This is a genomic window from Streptomyces erythrochromogenes (genome assembly GCF_036170895.1).
In the GTDB taxonomy this organism is placed as follows: Bacteria; Actinomycetota; Actinomycetes; order Streptomycetales; family Streptomycetaceae; genus Streptomyces; species Streptomyces erythrochromogenes.
Window position 1 is genome coordinate 3,306,060 of record NZ_CP108036.1, and the last position, 20,074, is coordinate 3,326,133.

At 72.7% G+C, this 20,074-nt stretch carries 20 protein-coding genes; 10 read left to right on the forward strand and 10 right to left on the reverse strand.

What is annotated here, in order from left to right; genetic code table 11:
• Positions 1-8 precede the first annotated feature (8 nt).
• The 5 genes from OHA91_RS14750 (at position 9) to OHA91_RS14770 (ending at position 5,379) form a co-directional block, all read left to right on the forward strand.
• Positions 9-1,115, forward strand: coding sequence for a hypothetical protein (locus OHA91_RS14750; protein WP_031149782.1), 1,107 nt, complete (start codon positions 9-11; stop codon positions 1,113-1,115).
• 165 nt (positions 1,116-1,280) lie between these two features.
• Positions 1,281-2,879: a M48 family metallopeptidase gene (locus OHA91_RS14755; RefSeq protein ID WP_031149780.1), complete on the forward strand. Its 1,599-nt coding sequence runs from the start codon at positions 1,281-1,283 to the stop codon at positions 2,877-2,879.
• Complete coding sequence (locus tag OHA91_RS14760; RefSeq protein WP_328739347.1) at positions 2,876-4,030, forward strand: hypothetical protein; 1,155 nt, start codon at positions 2,876-2,878, stop codon at positions 4,028-4,030. The genes OHA91_RS14755 and OHA91_RS14760 overlap by 4 nt, the downstream gene beginning before the upstream one ends.
• Positions 4,031-4,102: 72 nt before the next feature.
• On the forward strand, positions 4,103-4,771 hold the full coding sequence (msrA, locus tag OHA91_RS14765) for a peptide-methionine (S)-S-oxide reductase MsrA (protein ID WP_328739349.1): 669 nt from the start codon (positions 4,103-4,105) through the stop codon (positions 4,769-4,771).
• Positions 4,768-5,379 carry a DUF3885 domain-containing protein gene (locus tag OHA91_RS14770; protein ID WP_328739350.1) on the forward strand — a complete coding sequence of 204 codons (612 nt, stop codon included), beginning with the start codon at positions 4,768-4,770 and terminating at the stop codon, positions 5,377-5,379. Before msrA ends, OHA91_RS14770 begins: the two co-directional genes overlap by 4 nt.
• Before the next feature lies 1 nt (position 5,380).
• On the opposite strand, the gene OHA91_RS14775 is transcribed toward OHA91_RS14770, so the two are convergent.
• A complete protein-coding gene (locus OHA91_RS14775; RefSeq protein ID WP_031149771.1) occupies positions 5,381-5,863 on the reverse strand; it encodes a hypothetical protein in 483 nt (160 codons plus the stop codon).
• Positions 5,864-5,959: 96 nt separating this feature from the next.
• Positions 5,960-7,021, reverse strand: a complete 1,062-nt coding sequence (locus OHA91_RS14780) for an NAD(P)-dependent alcohol dehydrogenase (protein WP_328739351.1) — start codon at positions 7,019-7,021, stop codon at positions 5,960-5,962.
• 162 nt (positions 7,022-7,183) lie between these two features.
• Between OHA91_RS14780 and OHA91_RS14785 the strand changes: the two genes are divergently transcribed.
• Positions 7,184-8,074 carry a helix-turn-helix transcriptional regulator gene (locus tag OHA91_RS14785; protein WP_328739352.1) on the forward strand — a complete coding sequence of 297 codons (891 nt, stop codon included), beginning with the start codon at positions 7,184-7,186 and terminating at the stop codon, positions 8,072-8,074.
• Positions 8,075-8,105: 31 nt separating this feature from the next.
• Here OHA91_RS14785 and OHA91_RS14790 read toward each other — a convergent pair whose 3' ends face one another.
• The 3 genes from OHA91_RS14790 to OHA91_RS14800 all read right to left on the reverse strand — a co-directional run bounded on the left by OHA91_RS14790 (position 8,106) and on the right by OHA91_RS14800 (position 11,018).
• A complete protein-coding gene (locus OHA91_RS14790; protein WP_328739353.1) occupies positions 8,106-9,131 on the reverse strand; it encodes a GNAT family N-acetyltransferase in 1,026 nt (341 codons plus the stop codon).
• 183 nt (positions 9,132-9,314) lie between these two features.
• A complete protein-coding gene (locus OHA91_RS14795; protein ID WP_031149763.1) occupies positions 9,315-10,592 on the reverse strand; it encodes a L,D-transpeptidase in 1,278 nt (425 codons plus the stop codon).
• 132 nt (positions 10,593-10,724) lie between these two features.
• Complete coding sequence (locus tag OHA91_RS14800) at positions 10,725-11,018, reverse strand: hypothetical protein (protein ID WP_031149761.1); 294 nt, start codon at positions 11,016-11,018, stop codon at positions 10,725-10,727.
• A gap of 155 nt (positions 11,019-11,173) precedes the next feature.
• On the opposite strand from OHA91_RS14800, the gene OHA91_RS14805 reads away from it, so the two are divergent.
• Positions 11,174-11,512 (forward strand): hypothetical protein, encoded by a 339-nt coding sequence (locus tag OHA91_RS14805; RefSeq protein ID WP_031149759.1) that lies wholly within the window; start codon positions 11,174-11,176, stop codon positions 11,510-11,512.
• A gap of 104 nt (positions 11,513-11,616) precedes the next feature.
• On the opposite strand, the gene hutH is transcribed toward OHA91_RS14805, so the two are convergent.
• The 5 genes from hutH to OHA91_RS14830 all read right to left on the reverse strand — a co-directional run bounded on the left by hutH (position 11,617) and on the right by OHA91_RS14830 (position 17,842).
• Entirely contained in the window at positions 11,617-13,158 is a 1,542-nt protein-coding gene (hutH, locus tag OHA91_RS14810; RefSeq protein ID WP_031149757.1) for a histidine ammonia-lyase, read from the reverse strand.
• Positions 13,159-13,272: 114 nt separating this feature from the next.
• Positions 13,273-14,388 (reverse strand): GGDEF domain-containing protein, encoded by a 1,116-nt coding sequence (locus tag OHA91_RS14815; protein WP_031149755.1) that lies wholly within the window; start codon positions 14,386-14,388, stop codon positions 13,273-13,275.
• Positions 14,389-14,541: 153 nt separating this feature from the next.
• Positions 14,542-15,339: an enoyl-CoA hydratase/isomerase family protein gene (locus OHA91_RS14820; protein ID WP_266498248.1), complete on the reverse strand. Its 798-nt coding sequence runs from the start codon at positions 15,337-15,339 to the stop codon at positions 14,542-14,544.
• Between the two features lie 265 nt (positions 15,340-15,604).
• On the reverse strand, positions 15,605-16,753 hold the full coding sequence (locus OHA91_RS14825; protein WP_031149751.1) for an adenylate/guanylate cyclase domain-containing protein: 1,149 nt from the start codon (positions 16,751-16,753) through the stop codon (positions 15,605-15,607).
• A gap of 222 nt (positions 16,754-16,975) precedes the next feature.
• Positions 16,976-17,842 carry a biotin--[acetyl-CoA-carboxylase] ligase gene (locus OHA91_RS14830; protein WP_031149750.1) on the reverse strand — a complete coding sequence of 289 codons (867 nt, stop codon included), beginning with the start codon at positions 17,840-17,842 and terminating at the stop codon, positions 16,976-16,978.
• A 131-nt stretch (positions 17,843-17,973) separates the two neighbouring features.
• Here OHA91_RS14830 and OHA91_RS14835 point away from each other — a divergent pair, with 131 nt between their 5' ends.
• The 3 genes from OHA91_RS14835 (at position 17,974) to mmpB (ending at position 20,068) form a co-directional block, all read left to right on the forward strand.
• Complete coding sequence (locus tag OHA91_RS14835) at positions 17,974-19,566, forward strand: acyl-CoA carboxylase subunit beta (RefSeq protein WP_031149749.1); 1,593 nt, start codon at positions 17,974-17,976, stop codon at positions 19,564-19,566.
• Between the two features lie 18 nt (positions 19,567-19,584).
• On the forward strand, positions 19,585-19,797 hold the full coding sequence (locus OHA91_RS14840; RefSeq protein ID WP_031149748.1) for an acyl-CoA carboxylase epsilon subunit: 213 nt from the start codon (positions 19,585-19,587) through the stop codon (positions 19,795-19,797).
• A gap of 136 nt (positions 19,798-19,933) precedes the next feature.
• A complete protein-coding gene (mmpB, locus tag OHA91_RS14845) occupies positions 19,934-20,068 on the forward strand; it encodes a morphogenic membrane protein MmpB (protein WP_257856429.1) in 135 nt (44 codons plus the stop codon).
• Positions 20,069-20,074: the final 6 nt, after the last annotated feature.

Sequence of the window (20,074 nt, forward strand, 5' to 3'; positions counted from 1 at the left end):
CTGGAGGCATGGAGATTCTGTGGTTCCTGTTCGCCGTGCTCATGATCCTGTTCATCGTCGGCCCGTTCGTCCGGCGCCGGCGCGGCGGCATCCGTCTGGTCGCGCCCGGCAGCCCTGACGCCGCCGACCCGGCGAACTACGGATTCGACCGGCAGGAAGACCTCGACATCCGCATCCCCGGGCCCGACCAGGACCTGATGGACGCCCTCGACAACGTGCGGCGCACCGGGCAGTGGCAGGCGGCGTCGCAGTTGCTGGCCGGGACCCCGCGGGAGGGCGAGCGGCGCTGGCAGCGCGTACAGGCGTTCGGCGGCGCGGCGGCACTGGAGCTGGTGGCGCAGCCGGGTGTGGGCGCGCAGTGGCTGAAGGCGTGGCGGCTGGAGGCGGACAAGGACGCGGGCGGTGCGCAGGTGCACGCGGAGCTGCTGGTGCAGCAGGCGTGGCGGCACTCGGGCGGCGTCGGGTCCGACGACCACCGGATCATCCTGGAGGAGGCCCGGGACGCGTGCCGCAAGGCCGCACTGCTGGCGCCGGGGGACCCGGTCCCGTACATCACGGAGCTGGCGATCGCCCGGGGTCTGGCGTACCCGGAGGCGGAGTTCGACGAGCTGTGGGCGAAGGTCATCGACCGGGCTCCGGAGCACATGGGCGCGCACCTGGCGGCGCTGCACTACTGGTGCGCGAAGTGGCACGGCTCGCGGGAGAAGTCCGACGCCTTCGCCCACGCGGCCGCGGCGCGCGCCCCGCAGGGCTCGCTGCTGGCGGCGCTGCCGCTGTTCGCCCTGTACGAGAACCTGCCGGACGTGATCCTGAGCAGCGGTTTCTACCGCGGTGAGGCCGTGACGCGGGCGGTGGAGGGCGCGCTGTACGCAGTGCACACGGCCCGGCAGGACGACCCGATGCTGGCGCACGTACGGCACCTGCTGCTGCTGTTCCTGGTGCACATGGAGCGGTGGGCCGAGGCGATGGAGCAGGTCCGGCACGTGGACGGGTACGTGGGCGCGCTGCCGTGGTCGGCGGCGGAGGACCCGGCGGCGCAGTACGCGCTGTTCCGGGCCCTGGCGGTGGCGGGCTACGAGGCCAACGGCGGCTCCCCGGCGACGCTCCCCCACTAGGGCCGTCGCCGTCACCTACCCACGGGTACCCCCCACGACCAGCGGCGACGAGCGGTGAATAAGGTTGCCGTCAACATTCTCTGAGCCGCATGATGCGGCGTGGCGGCCATCGACCCTCGCCACGCACCTCAGCACCGCTTTCATCCCGTGGGGGGATCTGTCCATATGGGCGCTTCTTTGCGCGCCGTGCGCGCGCTCGTCCTGCTCGCAGGCTTCTATCTGCTCGGCGTCTTCCTGCTCGCCGCCCTCGTCGGCGTCGACTTCGCCGTCGTCACCTGGCTGCACGGCCCGGTCGCCTTCAAGATCATAATCGTATCGGTCGTCCTCGCCGTTCCGATCGTCCGCGGCCTGTTCATGCTCCGCACCCCCAAGGGCGAGCCGCCGGCCGGCATCACCGTCACCGAGGCGCAGGAGCCCCTCCTGTGGCAGACCGTGCGCGACATCGCGCAGCAGGTCGGCACCCGCGCCCCCGACGAGATCGTGCTGATCGACGAGGTGAACGCGGCCGTCGCCGAGGACGCCCGGCTGCTGGGCCTGCGGCCCGGAACCCGCCGCCTCTACCTCGGCCTGCCCCTGATGACGGGCCTGGACGAGATGCAGCTGCGCGCCGTGCTCGCCCACGAGATGGGCCACTACGCCAACTTCGACACCCGCCTCACCCCGCTGATCGCCCGCGGCCGCGCCCAGCTGATCCGTACGATCGGCCACTTCCACGAGCGCGCCGACAACAAGGTCGCCAAGGAGCGGGCCCGCCAGGAGAAGCGGGACGAGAAGCGGGTCGCCAAGGGCAAGGGCGCCAAGGGCGTCGACACCTCCGGCCAGGGCGCGACGTACCGCGCCATGGCCAAGATCTACATGGCGTACGGCAACTTCTACATGCGTGCGACCCGCACCGCCGGCCGCCGCCAGGAGCTCGCCGCCGACCTCGCCTCGGTGCGCGTCGCCGGACGGGACTCCGCCGCCTCCGCCCTGCGCGAGATCAACGCCCTGGACTCCGCGCACGACTTCTACATGAGCTCGTACGCCACCCTCGGCGTCGGCGCCGGCCTGCTGCCCCGCCCCGGCGAGGTCTTCGGCGGCCTGCGCAAGCTGCTCGACGCCCGCTCTGAGGACCTGGACGACCTGCGCCGGGAGCTGTCGACCGAGCCCGCCTCCCCGTACGACTCCCACCCTCCGCTCGCCGAGCGCGTCGCCCGTATCGAGGCCCTGCCCGACGACGGCCGCGGCGGGCAGAGCGCCCGTCCCGCCCTGGCGCTGCTGTCCGACGCGGGCGCCGCGCTGGCCGCGCTGGAGCAGGTCGTCCTCACCCCCGAGGCCCTCGCCCTCAAGCGGGTGGACTGGGAGGACCTCGTCCACGAGTCGATGACGCAGTACGTCGGCCAGGGCGCGGAGGAGATCCGCGAAACCTTCGCCGCCGAGGGCGCCGGCCCCGGACTGCCCGCCCTGCTCGACGCGATCGACGCCGACCCGGCCGTGCGCTGGCGCATCGCCGACCGCTTCCCGAAGTCGGAGGAGGCCGCGGCCGCCACGGGCCGCACGGCCCGCGAGTTCGCCCGCCCGGTCGTCCGGCGCGCCCTGAACCAGCTGGTCACCGTGGAGCTGACGGGCCGCGGCGCCGCCCGCTGGCAGCTGTCCTGGTCCGACTCGGCCGCCCTGCGCTACCCGGCCGACGGCTTCGAGGAGCAGCTGCGCCTGGCCCTCGACGCGGTCGTCGCCGACCTGCCCGACACCGAACCCCTGCGAAAGCTGGTGCTTGCCCCGTGATCGGCCTGTACATCCTGGGCGCCATGCTGCTCTTCGGCGCCTTCAAGCTCCTGCGCGGCGTCTACTACCTCCGCAAGGCGAAGCGGCTGGAGGCGGAGATCGCCGTCATCGAGGGCCGGACCGAGGCCACGAACGCCGAGACGGCCGCCGTCAAGGCGGAGCGGAAGGCGCAGCAGGCCGCGGCGGTCGTCGCGCTGGGCTTCGTACCGGAGGCCGAGCTCGACACGGAGAACGCACGGCCCGTGTCGCCCGAGCAGACCGCCGCCGTCGCGGCGGTCAGGGCCGGCGACTGGGAAGCGGCCGCGGCCTACCTCGACGCGGCCGGGCAGGACTGGGAAGAGCGCTGGCAGCGGATGCGCCCGCTGTCCGAGCTCGCCGCCGAGGACGACGCCTGGCTGCTGGCCTGGCGCGCGGCCAGGCCCTCGGACCCGTCCGCGGCGCTGGTGAACGCGGACACGGGCGTCCTGGTGGCGTGGAACGTGCGGGGCTCCGCGCGCGCCAGCCACACCACCCAGGAGCAGTTCCGGATCTTCCGCGAGCTGCTGCTCAAGGCTCAGGAGCAGGCGCGCGAGGCCCAGCGGCTGGCGGACCCCGCGGACCCGGTTCCGTACATGGTGGAGCAGTCCATCAGCCAGGGCCTGGGCTACGCGCACGAGGAGTACCGGGAGCTGTGGTCGCAGATCACGAAGCGCGACCCGAAGAACCTGTCGGCCCACACGAGCGCCATGCAGTACTGGAGCCAGAAGTGGCGCGGCTCGCACGAGCTGGCGCTCGCCTTCGCACGCGAGTGCGCCGCCGAGGCCGAGCCGGGCGAGCTGCTGTCCGTGCTGCCGCTCATCGCCTACATCGAGCAGGAACTGCACGAGTCGGACCTGAAGCCGGAGACCTTCTTCAAGGAGCCGGAGGTCCTCGCGGCGGTGGACAGCGCCCTGGCCGACCTGGCGGCGGCCGATCCGGAGGACTGGCGGTCGATCCGGCTGCGGCACCTGCTCGCGTGGTTCCTGTTCTGGCAGGACCGGGACGCGGAGGCGGTCGAGCAGTTCCGCCACATCGACGGGTACATCGGGGCGATGCCCTGGTACTACTGGTCGCCGTCGCGCTACGTGTACGCCCGGGACTGGGCGGTGCGCGAGGTCACGCCGGACCTGTGAGGCGCGGGAGCGGGCGGGCCGGGGAATCCCGGCCCGCCCGCTTCTGTTGTGCCTCCCACAAGGAGGCAATCGATGTTCTCGTACCGCCGCACGCCCGAGCTCCCCACCCGCGAGGAGGCCCTGACGGGCCGCGCGGAGCCGCTGTTCGACCTTCCGGAGAAGCACACCGTGCTGGGCAACCCGCTGGCCGGCCCGTATCCGGCGCACCTGGAGGTCGCCGACTTCGGGTTGGGCTGTTTCTGGGGCGCGGAGCGGAAGTTCTGGCAGACGCCGGGGGTGTGGACGACGCTGGCCGGCTACCAGGGCGGCTTCACCGAGAATCCGACGTACGAGGAGGTGTGCTCGGGCCTGACGGGCCACACGGAGGTCGTCCGCGTGGTCTTCGACCCCGCGCAGGTCTCCTACACGACGCTCCTGAAGCTCTTCTGGGAGTCCCACGACCCCACCCAGGGCTTCCGCCAGGGCAACGACGTGGGCACCCAGTACCGCTCGTCGCTCTACACGCACTCCCCCGCCCAGCAGGCGGCGGCGGAGGCCTCCCGCGAGGCCTACCAGCAGGTCCTGGTCTCCTCGGGCCACGGCCGCATCACCACGGCCGTCCTCCCGGCGGCGGACCGCCCCTTCTGGCCCGCGGAGGCTTACCACCAGCAGTACTTGGACAAGAACCCGGACGGCTACTGCGGCATCGGCGGCACGGGCGTCTCCTGCCCGATCGGCGTGACCGCGGCCCCCGCAGAGTGAGCGGCCCCCCGATCCCGGACCCGGACCCGGCGCACGAACGTCTGACCCGGCTCTGGCAGTCCCACAGGCCCCCCGGCCCGCTGCTCCCGCACGAACTGAAGAGGGCGCACGCCCACCGGTGGGTGCGCTTCCACAGCCTGCCGGAATCGAAGCGCTACGCGGAGGACGAAGCCGAGTACGCGATCCTCCTCGACCGGTACAACACCGTCCTCGACGAGCTCTTCGCGGGCGGCGAGGCGTACGTGGTGACCACTGACTGGGCCGACCCGTCCGAACCGACGAACTACTCGGCCCGCCGCGCCGCCCTCCACCCGGAGGGCACGCTGTGGACGACCCTGGACGACACCGACGACCCGGATCCGGCCTTCCACACGCGCTGGTACTTCTACGCCGACCGCCGTCCCTGGGAGCGCGGCTGCCTCGACCCACTCCTGCGGGCCGTCGCGGACGACGCGTTGCCCGGCATCTTCGTGACGGACCCCGGGCTCACCCGTATCCACCACCCGTACGACGGCGGCGCGGATGTCATCCTGCCCACCCGCGGGGAACGGGACCGCCTGCGCGAGCAGCACTCCGCCTGGCTGTCCGCGCATCCGTCGGGGTACTGATTCAGGACGGGTCGTGGCCGTGGACCCGCTTCGCGTCCAGGTGGAGTTCGTAGGGGCCCATGCAGTCTGCGGCGAGCGTGGCCACTCGGGCGCCGCAAGGACAGGCACGGTTGAGTCCGCTTCCTCCTGACGGTCCGCAGCATCCGACGCCGTTCTCGCCGTTCGGCAGCGGCCGGAGACCGGGCGCGTCCTCGGGATGGATCACGATGTTGTGGCGCGGCCCGGCTGAGATCATGGCCACCCCTGCGTCGCTCAGGCCGAGCCCGCGCGGCTGCGTGGGTCCGTCGTACTCCTGGTCCGGGTGCGGCACGTACGGGGCGCCCCAGGGTTCGGGCTCGATCGCGTAGTGCCCGTGCGGCATCGTGGCCGGCGCCCGCCCGCTGCTCGTGTCGCGTTCGTCGTCGGGCGCCGGGGGAACGGTGGGCAGCGGTCTCAGGTCCGGCGTGAGGGTGCCGCCGCACTTCTTGCACAGGAACACGGTCATGCTGCCGTTGTAGCCGCCCCTTGTGCCCCGGCGCATCCTCGATGCCGGCCGGGGCCGGCCGCTCGGCGTTCGGGCCCTCCGCCGGAGGGAGCCGGGTCAGATCGTCGAGGTGTCGATCACGAAGCGGTAGCGGACGTCGCTCGACAGGACGCGGGCGTAGGCCTCGTTGATGTGGTCGGCGTCGATCAGTTCGATCTCCGAGCCCAGGCCGTGCTCCGCGCAGAAGTCCAGCATCTCCTGGGTCTCGGCGATGCCGCCGATCATCGATCCGGCGAGGGTCTTGCGGCCGCCGATGACGGAGAAGAGGTTGAGGGAGACCGGCTCCTCCGGGGCGCCCACGTTCACCAGCGCGCCGTCGACCTTCAGCAGGCCCAGGTAGGCGTCCAGGGCCAGCGGGGCCGAGACGGTGGACAGGATCAGGTCGAAGGTCCCGGCGAGCTTCTCGAAGGTGCTCTCGTCGCCGGTGGCGTGGAAGTGGGTGGCGCCCAGTCGCCGGCCGTCGGCCTCCTTGCGGAGGGTCTGCGACAGCACGGTGACCTCCGCGCCCAGTGCGTGCGCCATCTTCACGCCCATGTGGCCGAGGCCCCCGAGGCCGACGACCGCGACCTTCTTGCCCGGGCCCGCCTTCCAGTGCCTCAGCGGCGAGTAGAGGGTGATGCCCGCGCACAGCAGCGGGGCGGCCACGTCCAGGGCGAGGCCCTCGGGGATGCGGACGGTGTAGTTCTCGTCGACGACGAGGTGGGTCGAGTAACCGCCGTACGTGGGCTCGCCGTCCCGGCCGACGGCGTTGTAGGTGCCGGTCATGCCCTGCACGCAGTGCTGTTCCTGACCGCTGCGGCAGTGCTCGCACACGCGGCAGGAGTCGACCATGCAGCCGACGCCCACGCGGTCCCCGACGGCGAACCGGGTGACCTCCGCGCCGACTTCGGCGACGACCCCGGCGATCTCGTGACCGGGGACCATGGGGTAGATGCCCTCGCCCCAGCCGTCGCGCACCTGGTGGATGTCGGAGTGGCAGATTCCCGCGTACTTGATGTCGATGAGGACGTCGTGCGGGCCGACGGGGCGGCGCGGGACCGTGGTGCGCTCCAGCGGGACGCCGGGGGCGGGGGCGGCGTACGCGGCGACCCGGGTGGTCGCGCGGGTGGTGACGGACATGGGGGTGCTCCTCGAAGCGGTGGTGTCTGCGGTGCGCACCACGGTGCCGGTCCGTCCCGCCGGCACCCAGACCCCTGCGCTTCCTACGACTGGCGAACCTACTACTGGTGGGGTCAGGCTGACGCCCTCCGGGCGGTGGGCCGCCCGGTGATACTGGGCGGCATGGACCAGCTTGATCAGCGAGCATGCCTGGGCGAGTTCCTCCGCTCCCGCCGCGCACGGCTGCGCCCGGAGGACGTGGGCATGACGGACTACGGTCGCCGGCGGCGCGTGCCGGGGCTGCGCCGTGAGGAACTGGCGCAGCTGGCGGGGGTGTCGGTCGCGTACTACACGCGGCTGGAGCAGCGCGACGGGCACAACGTGTCGGCGGAGGTGCTGGACGCCATCGCACGGGCCCTGCGCCTGGACGGGACCGAGCGGGCGCACCTGATGGACCTGGCGCGGCCGAAGGCGCGCAGGCGCCGCCAGAGCAGGCGGCCGCAGCAGGTGCGTCCGGCGCTGCGCACGCTGATGGACGCGATGGAGGGCGTACCGGCCTACCTGGTGGGGCACCGTCAGGACGTCATCGGCTGGAACAGGCTGGGGGCCGCGGTCTTCGGGGACTTCGGGGCGCTGCCCGCGGCGGAACGGAACCTGGTCCGGCTGATGTTCCTGGACCCGGCGACCGCGGAGCTGTACGGGGAGTGGGAGTGCCAGGCGTGCTGGGTCGTCAGCAACCTGCGGTTGTACGCGGGCCAGCACCCGGACGACGAGCAGCTGTCGGCGCTGGTCGGGGAGTTGTCCGTGAAGAACGAGGAGTTCCGGCGGCTGTGGGCGGCGCACACGGTGGCGGACAAGACGCACGGGGTGAAGCTGCTGCGGCACCCGCTGGTGGGTGAGATGCGCCTGTCCTTCGAGACGCTGACGCTCCCCGACGATCCGACGCAGGCCCTGGTGACCTTCCATGCGGAGCCGGGTTCGGCCTCCGAGGACGCGTTGCGCCTGCTGGCGTCCTGGGACGCGCAGCGGACCGCCGGGAAGGCCGCTGAGCCGGCCCCCGTGCAGGCCGTGTGACCTGAGGCGGCGGCCTGCGTCCCGGAGCCGGCTACAGCTTGATCTGGTAGATGCCGACGCCGCGCTCGCGCCGGTAGCCGAGCGCCTCGTTGACCGCTCGCATGGGGCCGTTCTCGTCCGCCACCGTGGTGGCGATGCGGCGCAGCTGCGGGTGGCGGGCGGCGGCCTGCGCGGCCATGTGACGTTTCACTGCGCGTCCGAGGCCGTGGCCGCGGTGGGCGGGGACGACCACCGTGTCGTACTGGAGGGCGCTCGTGCCCTCGGGATCCGGCAGGACGATCTCCGTGTACGCCGCCACCTCGCCGTCGGGGGTCACCGCCGCGACGGTGATCATGTCTCCGCCCCGGTCGAGGATCAGCTGCTGGAGGGTGTGCAGCCGCTCGGGCGTCCAGGTCTGGATCCGCTCGTCCATGTCGCCGGTCGGCGCGTCCTCCATGGCCGCGTGGGCTGCGGCCGCGGCCGGCGCCCATGCGTCGGGGACGAGGCCGTACCAGGTCAGGAGCTCGTAGCCGGGTGTGGCGGGGGGCTGCGCGGCCCCGTCCGCCGTGGCACCCGCCGGCGGCGCGCCACCGGCCGGTACGTCCTGGACGTACCAGGCCATCGGCAGGACGTTCTCGAAGCCCAGCGCCTCCGCGAAGGCCTGGCCGGGACCGCCGAGGTCCAGCATGGCCGCGACCGAGGTCCGGCCGTCCGCGAGCAGCTCCTGGCGGACCCGCTCCCACAGGGCGGTGCCCACACCCCGGCGGCGCGCCTCGGGACGCACGGTCAGCACGTCCAGGAACGCGGTGTGCGTGTTGCCCTTCTCGGTGAACAGGAGCAGGGCGGCCACGCCCTCGCCCCTGCCCTCGCCGCCGCTCTCCCCCGCGCCCTGCCCCGCGCCGGCCGTCCAGAGCACGGGCCGGCCGCGCGCCGGCGTCACGCACAGCCGCCCGGCGACCTCCACCCGGGAGGGCGCCGGCAGCTGCGGCAGGTCGACGGCCGCGGCGGAGGTCAGGACCCCCAGCCAGGCGTCCACCTCGGCGTCGGACGGGGGCAGGGCGAGAGAGCGGATCATCATGGGCCCGACCCTAGAGCGCGCCCGGACGCGCCGCCCGGGAGTTTTCGGTCACCGTGTCCGCCACCACCGCGCCCCCGGGGAACGGCCCCCGGCCCCCGGCCCCCGGCCCCCGGAACGCCGAACGGCGGGGAACCCGTGGGGTTCCCCGCCGTTCGGCGTTCGTGCGGCGGTCCGCGCCCGGTGTCAGGCGGCGGAGCCGGCCTTCCAGTCGGCCCAGTTCATGTTCCAGCCGTTGAGGCCGTTGTCCGGCTTGATCGTCTTGTCCGGGGAGTTGACCACGGTGACGACGTCGCCGATCAGCGAGTTGTCGTAGAACCAGGCGGCCGGCTGGTTCGGGTCGCCCGCGCCCTTGACGTCGTTCAGGCCCACGCAGCCGTGGCTGGTGTTGGCGGTGCCGAAGATCGAGTCCGCGCCCCAGTAGTTGCCGTGGAGGAAGGTCCCGGAGTTCGACAGGCGCATCGCGTGCGGCACGTCCTTGATGTCGTACTCGCCCTTGCCGTCGGCGTCCGTGAAGCCGACGGTGGCACCGTTCATCCGGGTCTCCTTGAACTTCTCGGAGATCACCATCTGACCGTTGTAGGTCGGGTTGGCCGGGGCGCCCGCGGAGATCGGGATGGTCTTGATGACCGCGCCGTCCCGGGTGACCGTCATCTTCTTCGTCTTCGCGTCGACCGTGGAGACCTGGCTGCGGCCGATCTTGAAGGTGACGGTCTTGCTCTGGACGCCCTGGACGCCGGGAGCGCCCTGGACGCCTTCCAGCGCCAGCTTCAGCGTGACGGTGGAGCCCGCCTGCCAGTACTGCTCGGGGCGGAAGTCCAGGCGCTGGGCGCTGAACCAGTGGCCGACGACCTCCTGGCCGCTGCTGGAGGAGACCGAGATGCCCGCCTGGACGGCCTTCTTGTCCTTGATCGCCTTGTTGAAGGTGATCGAGACCGGCATGCCGACGCCGACGGTCTGGCCCTCCTCCGGCACGAAGGAGGCCACGAAGCTGTTCTCCGGGGAGACGGTCGTGAAGGAGGCGTTCTCGTGCGCCTCCTTGCCGTCCGCGTCCTTGGCCGTCGCCGACAGGGCGTACTTGGTGGAGCGCTTGAGCGCGCCCTTGGGCTTCCAGCTCTTGCCGTCGGCGGCTATGTCGCCGGCTACGGCCGTGCCCTCGCTCGTCTTGAGCTCGACCTGGGTGAGCGTGCCGTCGGTGACGGTCACGTTCGCCGCGTCGTTGAGGCCGACGTTGGTCGCGCCGTCCTTCGGTGCGATGGTGATCTTGGCCTTGGAGGTGTCCTTGGCCGCTGCCGCGTCCACGTCCGCCTGGGACTTGCTGGCCTCACCGTTGCTCTTCGGGTCCCCGCCCTTGTCGCCCCCGTCGCTGCACGCCGAGAGCACCAGTACGCCGCCGAGCACGACGGATATGGCCGCCAGGGACCTTCTCCGTCGCTTGCTGTCCGTCCTCACACGCCACTCCATCGTTGCCGGTAACCCCGAGACCGCCGTCCCGGGGTTGGCCCGGCAGGGGGCGCACCCCCCTGCCCGGTCCTGACAACGCGTTAACGGCGCCGGCCGGTTCCACATTCCGTTGGGATGTGGGCAACCGCACGGTCAGGCGTTGTCGGGTTCTTCGTCGAAGTCCCCATCTTCCTCGTCGAGGTCCCACTCCATCGACTCGGGGTCGTATTCGACGGGCTCGCTGCTCCAGGAGGCCTGCGCGAGTTCCACCCCGGGAATGTCCAGCACCAGGTCAGTGGGGTCGACGAGGTAGGCGAGGGCTTCCGATTCGTCTTCCCGGACGGCGGCTTCCGCATGGCTGCGTTCCTCGTCCGGCATGAACTCGTCGGCCTTGATGTGGGCGAGCGCGGCCCCCGTGAGCGCCTGGGCGTCCGGCACTTCGAGCACCAGATCCACCCGAAGTCGTACATATCGTGATGTCTCAGAAGGGTTCATACGACGGAGAGTAAGCCCGCGGAAGCCCTGACTTTCCCACGACCCGCCCCTTTCCGTAGCATCGGCGCACACGGCCAATTCGCTGCTGCCACAAGGGGGATCGCACCGTGTCCGCACGCCGACCGCTGCTCACCGCTCTCGGAGCGACCACCCTCCTCGCCGCCCTGTGGTTCGTGCCCTCGGCGGGCGCGACCGCACCCGAAGCGGCGGAGAGCGCCTCCGCCGTACCCGCGGGCGGGAACACCGCGGAGGCGGTCGGCGGGACGGCGGCCACCGGGACGATCACGGGCTCGGCGCCTTCCGCTTCGGGCGCGCGGCCCCAGTCCCTCTCGCTCGCCGACACCGGTTCCGTCGACACCGCCCCCTACCTCCTGGGCGGTACCTTCTGCCTCGGCGTCGGCGCGGCCTTCGTGGCCTTCTCGGTGCGCCGCTCCCCCGGGTCGTAGAAGCGGGCCCCGCACCACCTCGCCGAACGCGCACGACGGCGGAAGGGCCGCCCCGGGGGTTCCCGGGGCGGCCCTTCCGCCGTGCGTTGCGCAGGCGCCGACCGTCAGGCGAGCGGACCCGTCACCGGCTCCACCGCGGCGAGGAGCCCGCCGGTACGGACGAACTCGTCGGCTGCGGCCAGGTCGGGGGCGAGGAAACGGTCCGGCCCGGGACCCTGCACGCCCGCCGCGCGGGCGGCGGCGATCGCGGCCAGGCTGGCCGGGGCGGCCGTCAGCCCGTGGCGCAGCTCGATGGCGCGGGTGGCCGCGTACAGCTCGATGGCGATGATCCGCGTCAGGTTGTCGACGGCGGTCCGCAGCTTGCGCGCGGCCGACCAGCCCATGGAGACGTGGTCCTCCTGCATGGCGGAGGAGGGGATCGAGTCGGCCGAGGCCGGCACCGCGAGCCGCTTCATCTCGCTGACCAGGGCGGCCTGCGTGTACTGGGCGATCATCAGACCGGAGTCCACGCCGGCGTCGTCCGCGAGGAACGGCGGCAGGCCGTGGGAGCGGTTCTTGTCGAGCAGCCGGTCGGTGCGCCGCTCGGCGATGGAGCCGAGGTCGGCGGCGGCGATGGCGAGGAAGTCCAGTACGTAGGCGACCGGGGCGCCGTGGAAGTTGCCGTTGGACTCCACGCGGCCGTCGGGCAGCACCACCGGGTTGTCGACGGCGGAGGCCAGCTCGCGCGAGGCGACCAGGGCGGCGTGCGCCATGGTGTCGCGGCCCGCGCCGGCCACCTGCGGGGCGCAGCGCACGGAGTACGCGTCCTGCACGCGGGGCGCGGACTCCTCCTGGAAGTGCCCGGTCAGCCCGGAACCCTTCAGCACGGCGGCCATGTTGGCGGCGGAGGCGCCCTGGCCGGGGTGCGGGCGGATGGCGTGCAGCTCGGGCTGGAGGACCTTGTCGGTGCCGAGCAGCGCCTCCAGGGTGAGGGCGGCGGTGATGTCGGCCGACTTGTAGAGCTTGTCGAGGTCGGCGAGGGCCATGACCAGCATGCCGAGCATGCCGTCGGTGCCGTTGAGGAGGGCCAGGCCCTCCTTCTCGCGGAGCTCGACCGGCTCGATGCCGTGCTCGGCGAGCAGCTCGCCTGCGGGGCGGACGGTGCCGTCGGGGCCCTCGGCATCGCCCTCGCCCATGAGCGCGAGCGCGCAGTGGGACAGCGGGGCGAGGTCGCCGGAGCAGCCGAGGGAGCCGTACTCGTGGACGACGGGGGTGATCCCGGCGTTGAGCACGTCGGCCATGGCCTGCGCCACGGAGGGGCGCACCCCGGTGTGGCCGGAGGCGACGGTCTTGAGCCGGAGGAACATCAGCGCGCGGACCACCTCGCGCTCGACGCGCGGGCCCATGCCGGCGGCGTGCGAGCGCACGATGTTGCGCTGGAGCTGGGCGCGCAGCTCGGGACTGATGTGCCGGGAGGCGAGGGCGCCGAACCCGGTGGACACCCCGTAGACGGGTTCGGGCTTGGCGGCCAGCGCGTCGACGATCTCGCGGGCGCGGGCGAGTGCGTCGAGCGCCTCGCCGGACAGCTCGACCCGTGCGTTGCCGCGGGCAACGGCGATGACGTCCTCGGCGGTGGTACCGGACGTCCCCACCACGACAGTGTGCATATCCATATTCAGCACCCTACGGATTGAATCGCTACATGTCACTAGCTGGAACTGTCACGATCGCGCAGCCGCTGGACCCCTTACGCGATGACGCGCCCGGCATCCGGCCCGCGGTCACTGGCGGCCGCGGAAGCGGCGCCGCTCACCGGGCGCCTCCTGGGCGGCGGCGTCCGCCAGCCGCACCACCGCGGTGTCCCGGCCCGCCACCACCGGCCCGGCCGAACGCGCCGCCTTCGCCTTGTACTGGGCGGCGTCCGCGAGGCGGAACAGCCGCCGGGAGGACTTCACCGGCCCGATCGGGTCTCCGGTCGAGGCCACCCCGCAGGCCACACCCTCGCCCAGCTCCAGCCCGGCCGCGCGGGTGCACAGCTCCTCGGCGACCCGGACGACCTCGTCCGCCGGCGGGCCGACCCCGACCAGGCAGAACTCGTCGCCGCCCAGACGCGCGACCAGCGCGCCCGGCAGTATGGCCCCGCACAGGCTCAGGACCGAGCCGAACCGCTCCAGCAGCCGGTCGCCCATGGCGTGCCCGAGGGTGTCGTTGACCTTCTTCAGCCCGTTCAGGTCGCAGACGACGAGACTGACGACGACCCCGGTCCGCCGGTGCTCCTCCAGGGCCTCGTCGAGGCGCATGTCGACGGCCCGGCGGTTGGCGAGCCCGGTCAGCGGATCGGTGAAGGCGAGCCGCCGCGCCTCCTCCAGGCGCTCGTTCTGCGCGAGGCCGGCCGCGACCACGGCGGCGAGCACGGTGGCGAACTCCGCGTCGTCCTCGTCGAAGTCGGGCAGCCCCTCGTCCCGGGCGACGTACAGCTCGCCCCAGGCCCGCCCGCTGAGCACGACGGGCGCGACCACGCACGTACCGCGGCCGCGGCGGCGCAGGGCCTCGCCGCGCCGCCCCGGCCGGTCGCCGACGGCGCTCTCGACCCAGGCGTGCGGGCCGCCGCCGCCCACCCACCGCTCGTGCAGGAACTCGGTGATCTCGGGGAAGTCGTGCACCGGATAGGACTCGTCCTCGGGGAACTCCTCCTCGCCCGCGCGCCGCTCGCCCTCGTTGACGAGCACGCGCAGGCACCCGCGCTCCCGCTCCCACGCGGAGATCGCGGCGAACGAGCCGTCCATCGCCAGGCGCGCGCCCCGCGCGGCCGCACGCACACTGTCGCGCGGCGTGCTCGCCGCGGCCATCGCCTGGGCGAGGCCCACCACGGCTCGCAGCCGCCCGTCAGCTCCCATCACCCCAGGTTAGGGAGTTTTGTCAGATTTTGAGACAATTGGCGCGACTTTCGACGCCACCAAGATCACCTGAGGTGGCCCCTGATGCCCGGCCGGGCCTCCGGCCGGGCATCAGGTCCGACTTCCGGCCGGGTCCGGCTTCCGGTGCGGGGCCTACTCGCCCGGCCAGTTCGGCTTGCGCTTCTCGTTGAAGGCCGCCACGCCCTCCACCCGGTCGCCGGAGAAGGCGACCGTCCGCCAGGCGGCGTCCTCGATCTCCAGGCCGGCCGCCAGGTCCATCCCGTGGCCCAGCCGCAGCGCGCGCTTGGCGGCCCGCAGGCCCACCGGCGAGTTCGCGGCCATCCGCGACGCCAGGGCCAGCGCCTCGGCCGTGTCCCGGCCCGCCGGCACCACGGAGTCCACCAGCCCCAGGGAGAGCGCCTCGGCGGCCTCCACCCGGCGCGCGGTGAAGATCAGCTCGGCGGCCCGCGCCGCGCCCACGCGGCGCGGCAGCAGCTGCGTACCGCCGCCGCCCGGGATCACACCCACGGAGACCTCGGGCAGGCCGACCACCGCGGTCTCGTCGGCGACGATCACGTCGCAGGCCAGGGCCAGCTCGAAGCCGCCGCCCAGCGCGAAGCCGTGCACCGCCGCGACCGTCGGCATCGGCAGCTCCAGCACGCCGCCGTAGGCCCCGCGCGTGGTCGGCCGCTGCCGCACCAGCTCGGCGTCGGAGAGCGAGTTGCGCTCCTTGAGGTCGGCCCCCACGCAGAAGGCCCGCTCCGCGGTGGAGGAGAGCACGACCACCCGCACGGAACGGTCCGCGGCCAGCGCGGCGCAGGCCGCGCCGATGGCGCGGGCCATGTCGGTCGAGACCGCGTTCATGGCCTTGGGGCGGTCCAGGACCAGCTCCGCGACCCCGCCCTCGTGGCGGCGTACCGCCACGAACTCCGACTCGTACTCGGACGCCATAGGACCCTCCCTGTTAACGAACGTTACGTCGGGATAGTAGGCGGTCTCCTGTCGATCGGTAGGGGCCGTGGCGCATCCCAGTGGGGTCGCGGCTTCCGTCCGACCGCCCGCAGACGCCGAAGACGCCTCGGGCGGGAGTGACGGGGGCTCGGCCCGGGCGGGGCCGGCTGCGCCCGGCGCCGGTGCCGCGGCTCGGCGCGGGCGCACGCGGCGCCCGGGGCGCGCCGGCGCGGAGTCGGCGGCAGCCGGAGCGGGCGGGCGGGTGTCAGCGGCGCTTGCGGCGCGTCAGCGACCAGGGCTCCACGACGCCCAGACCGCGCACCGGCCGCTGCCACATCGGCTGGAGGGCGAACCGGTAGGCCGCGCCCTCGTCGGGCTCCGTCTCCGCCTCCTTCTCCGACACCGGCGCGGCGCCGGTCCGGGAGAGCTCCTCGGCCATGGCCCCGTCCACCAGCACCGCGTCCTTGGGGGCTATCGACGTCAGGCGGCTCGCGAGGTTCACCGTGGTCCCGAAGACGTCGCCCATCCGGGTCGTCACCGTGCCGAAGGCGATCCCGACCCGCAGCTCGGGCATCTGCGCGTCGGCCTCCATCGTCTCGATGAGCCGCAGCGCGATCTCCGCGGCCGTCGCCGCGTCGTCGGCGCAGTACAGCACCTCGTCACCGAGCGTCTTGATCAGCCTGCCGCCGTACGCGGCCACCAGGTCCGCCGCGGTCGTCTCGAAGGACTCGACCAGCTCGCCGAGCTCCTCCTCCTCCAGCCGGCGCGTCAGGCGGGTGAAGCCGACCAGGTCGGCGAAGCCCACCGCGAGCCGCCGGTCGACCATCTCCTCGTCGTCCGCGACCTGCACCACGCGTCCGGTGGCCGCCGCCAGCTGGCGGCGCCACACGTAGACGAGGAACTCCTCCAGCTCGGGCAGGAGCAGCTCGACCAGGGGGTACGTGACCTCCGTACGGGTCATCCCCGGCTCCGGCGGCTCCGTGAGCCCCTCCAGGAAGGAGTCGATCTGCCACTCCGCCAGCCGCGCCGTGGTCTGCCCGGTGGACCGGGCCACCTGCACCGCCATCGGCTCGGACAGCAGCCCGGCCTCCACGAGGCCGGCGAGCCGGCGCAGGGCCAGCACGTCCGCCTCCGTCAGCGCCCGGGCCTGGCCGATGTCGGCGAAGCCCATGGCCCGCCAGAAGCGGGAGGCGAGCTCCATCGACACCCCGGCGCTGCGGGCGGCCTGGAAGGGCGTGTACCGGCGCTCGGCGCCCAGGATCAGCTGCTCCAGGCGGATCGCGAGGGGATCCGCCGTCGGCTGCACGGTGTGGTCGACCTCGTGGTGGGGAGTGTGCTGGTCGCGCCCGATCGGCGTGCCCGGGCCACTGGGCCCGGGGGCGGACGCGCCGGAGGCAGAGTCGTCGACGGTCAAGGGCCGCCTCCTGTCCATTCCGTGCGCACTGCCCTGCCGAACCGGTTGATCACCACGAGCAGCGGGATCGCCTAAACCATACGGCAGGTGTGCCGTAGCTCACTCCCCCTCCCCGGCTTCGATCCGGGACCGACCCCGGGCCCCGCACGGCGGCACATGAGGCCGTACACGCCCGAAACGCAGCATTTCGCGCATTTCGCGGCACGCCCGGCCCCACCCCCGTCAGTGCACGGACCGCAGGTGGACGACGTCGCCGGCCCCCACCGCCTCGTGGGTGCCTTCGGCCGTACGGATCACCAGGCGGCCATCGGTGTCGACGGCTTCGGCCGTTCCGGTGAGGGTGCGCCCGCCGGGGAGTTCCGCGCGCACGTGCCGGCCGAGGGTGGCGCAGCCCGCCGCGTAGGTCTCCTGGAGCCCGCTGGCCGCCGGGTCGCCGCCGGCGGCGCGCCAGTTCCCGTACCACTCCTCCAGGGACCGCAGCACGGCCTTCAGCAGGGGCTCGCGGTCGGTCACCGTGGCCTTGGCCAGCAGCAGCGACCCGGCGGCCGGAACCGGGAGCTCCTCCTCGGTCAGGGTGACGTTGAGCCCGATGCCGACGATCACGCCGTCCTCGACCCGCTCGGCGAGGATGCCGCCGGTCTTGCGTTCCTCCCCCTCCACACTGACCAGCAGGTCGTTGGGCCACTTGAGGGCGGTGTCCACGCCGGCGGCCCGGGAGAGCCCGGTCGCGGTGGCCACGCCGGCCAGGAGGGTCAGCCACCCCCACTGCTCCTGCGGCACCGCGTCGCCCGGCTTGAACAGCACGGAGAAGAACAGCCCGGACCGGGCGGGAGCGACCCAGCTCCGGTCGAGCCGGCCGCGTCCGGCGCTCTGCTCCTCGGCGACGATCACGGCCCCCTCGGGCAGCTCCGCCGCCCGCGTGGCAAGGTCGGTATTGGTGGACCCGGTGGAGGCGACCACCTCCAGCGAGGTCCACAGCCCGTCCCCGGTGACGAGGGCCCGCCGCAGCGCGGCGGCATTGAGCGGCGGCCGGTCCAGGCTCGACCAACGACCTGCGGAGGCTCCGGCTGATGCATCTGATGGCGTCATGCAACCCAATGTAGGTGTGTCAAACGCCGCACTGCCGAGCGCCATGCCCGCCGATACGCTACGCACCAGTAGCCAGCAGTAGTCAATCAATTGACCAGGCAGTTGACACCATGCAGGGAGCCGCGACCCCGATGTCACATCCGTCAGAGCCGATCGACATGCACACCACCGCGGGCAAGATCGCGGATCTGCAGCGCCGCATCGACGAAGCCACCCACGCCGGTTCCGCCCGCGCCGTGGAGAAGCAGCACGCCAAGGGCAAGCTGACGGCGCGTGAGCGGGTTGCCCTACTGCTGGACGAGGGATCCTTCGTCGAGCTGGACGAGTTCGCCCGGCACCGTTCCACCAACTTCGGGCTGGAGAAGACCCGCCCCTACGGCGACGGCGTCGTCACCGGCTACGGCACGGTCGACGGGCGCCCCGTCGCCGTGTTCTCGCAGGACTTCACCGTCTTCGGCGGGGCCCTCGGCGAGACCTTCGGCCAGAAGATCATGAAGGTCATGGACTTCGCGCTGAAGACCGGCTGCCCGCTCGTCGGCATCAACGACTCCGGCGGCGCCCGCATCCAGGAGGGTGTCAGCGCGCTGGGCATGTACGGCGAGATCTTCCGCCGCAACGTCCACGCCTCGGGCGTGATCCCGCAGATCAGCCTGGTCGTCGGGCCCTGCGCCGGCGGCGCCGTGTACTCGCCCGCGATCACCGACTTCACGGTGATGGTGGACCAGACCTCGCACATGTTCATCACCGGCCCGGACGTCATCAAGACGGTCACCGGCGAGGACGTCGGCTTCGAGGAGCTGGGCGGTGCGCGTACGCACAACAGCACGTCCGGCGTCGCGCACCACATGGCGGGTGACGAGAAGGACGCCATCGAGTACGTGAAGTCGCTCCTTTCGTACCTGCCGTCGAACAACCTCTCCGAGCCGCCCGCCTTCCCCGAGGAGGCCGACACCGAGGTCTCCGACAGCGACCGCGAGCTCGACGTGCTGATCCCGGACAGCGCGAACCAGCCGTACGACATGCACACCGTGATCGAGCACGTGCTGGACGACGCGGAGTTCCTGGAGACGCAGTCGCTCTTCGCGCCGAACATCCTGACCGGTTTCGGCCGGGTCGAGGGCCACCCGGTGGGCGTCGTCGCCAACCAGCCGATGCAGTTCGCGGGCTGTCTGGACATCGACGCCTCCGAGAAGGCGGCCCGCTTCGTGCGGACCTGCGACGCCTTCAACATCCCGGTGCTGACGTTCGTGGACGTGCCGGGCTTCCTCCCGGGCACCGACCAGGAGTACAACGGAATCATCCGGCGCGGCGCCAAACTGATCTACGCGTACGCCGAGGCCACCGTCCCCCTGATCACCGTCATCACCCGCAAGGCCTTCGGCGGCGCCTACGACGTCATGGGCTCCAAGCACCTCGGCGCGGACCTGAACCTGGCCTGGCCGACCGCGCAGATCGCCGTCATGGGCGCGCAGGGCGCGGTGAACATCCTGCACCGCCGCACCCTCGCCGAGACCGCTCCCGAGGAGGTGGAGGAGACCCGGACCCGGCTCATCGCCGAGTACGAGGACGCGCTGCTCAATCCGTACACGGCGGCCGAGCGCGGCTACATCGACGCGGTGACCATGCCGTCCGAGACCCGTGCGCACGTGGTGAAGGGGCTGCGGCAGCTGCGCACCAAGCGGGAGTCCCTGCCGCCGAAGAAGCACGGCAACATCCCCCTCTAGTCCCTCCAGGAGGTCACCGTGGTGATCAAGGTCGTCAAGGGCAATCCGACCCCGGAGGAGCTGGCCGCCGCACTGGCGGTGGTCCAGGCGCGCGCGGCGCTGCTGGCCTCGTCGGCGCCGTCGGGCCCCCCGCAGGTCTCGGACGAGTGGTCGACGCCGGCCCGGGTGGCCCGGCGGCGGTTTCCGCAGCCGGGGCCGCGGGCCTGGGGCCGGACGTACTGGCCCGGCTAGCGGGCCCACCCGGATGGCCGGGCCGACCCGGGTGTCGGGACCGGCCCCGGCTGCAGCCGGGATGACGTGAACGCGGGGCGGCGGCTGAGTACCCGTACTCAGGCGCCGCACCCGTTCCCGGGGCCAGGATCGGAACATGCTCTGGTCCGACCCGAAGAACGAGCCGCCCAAGGACATGCGCGACGCGCAGGCGATGATCCGGCGGCTCACCGTGGTGCTCGCCCTCGCCATGCTCGTGGTGGTCTACGTCCTCGGTGTGAGCCACTTCTGAGCCGTA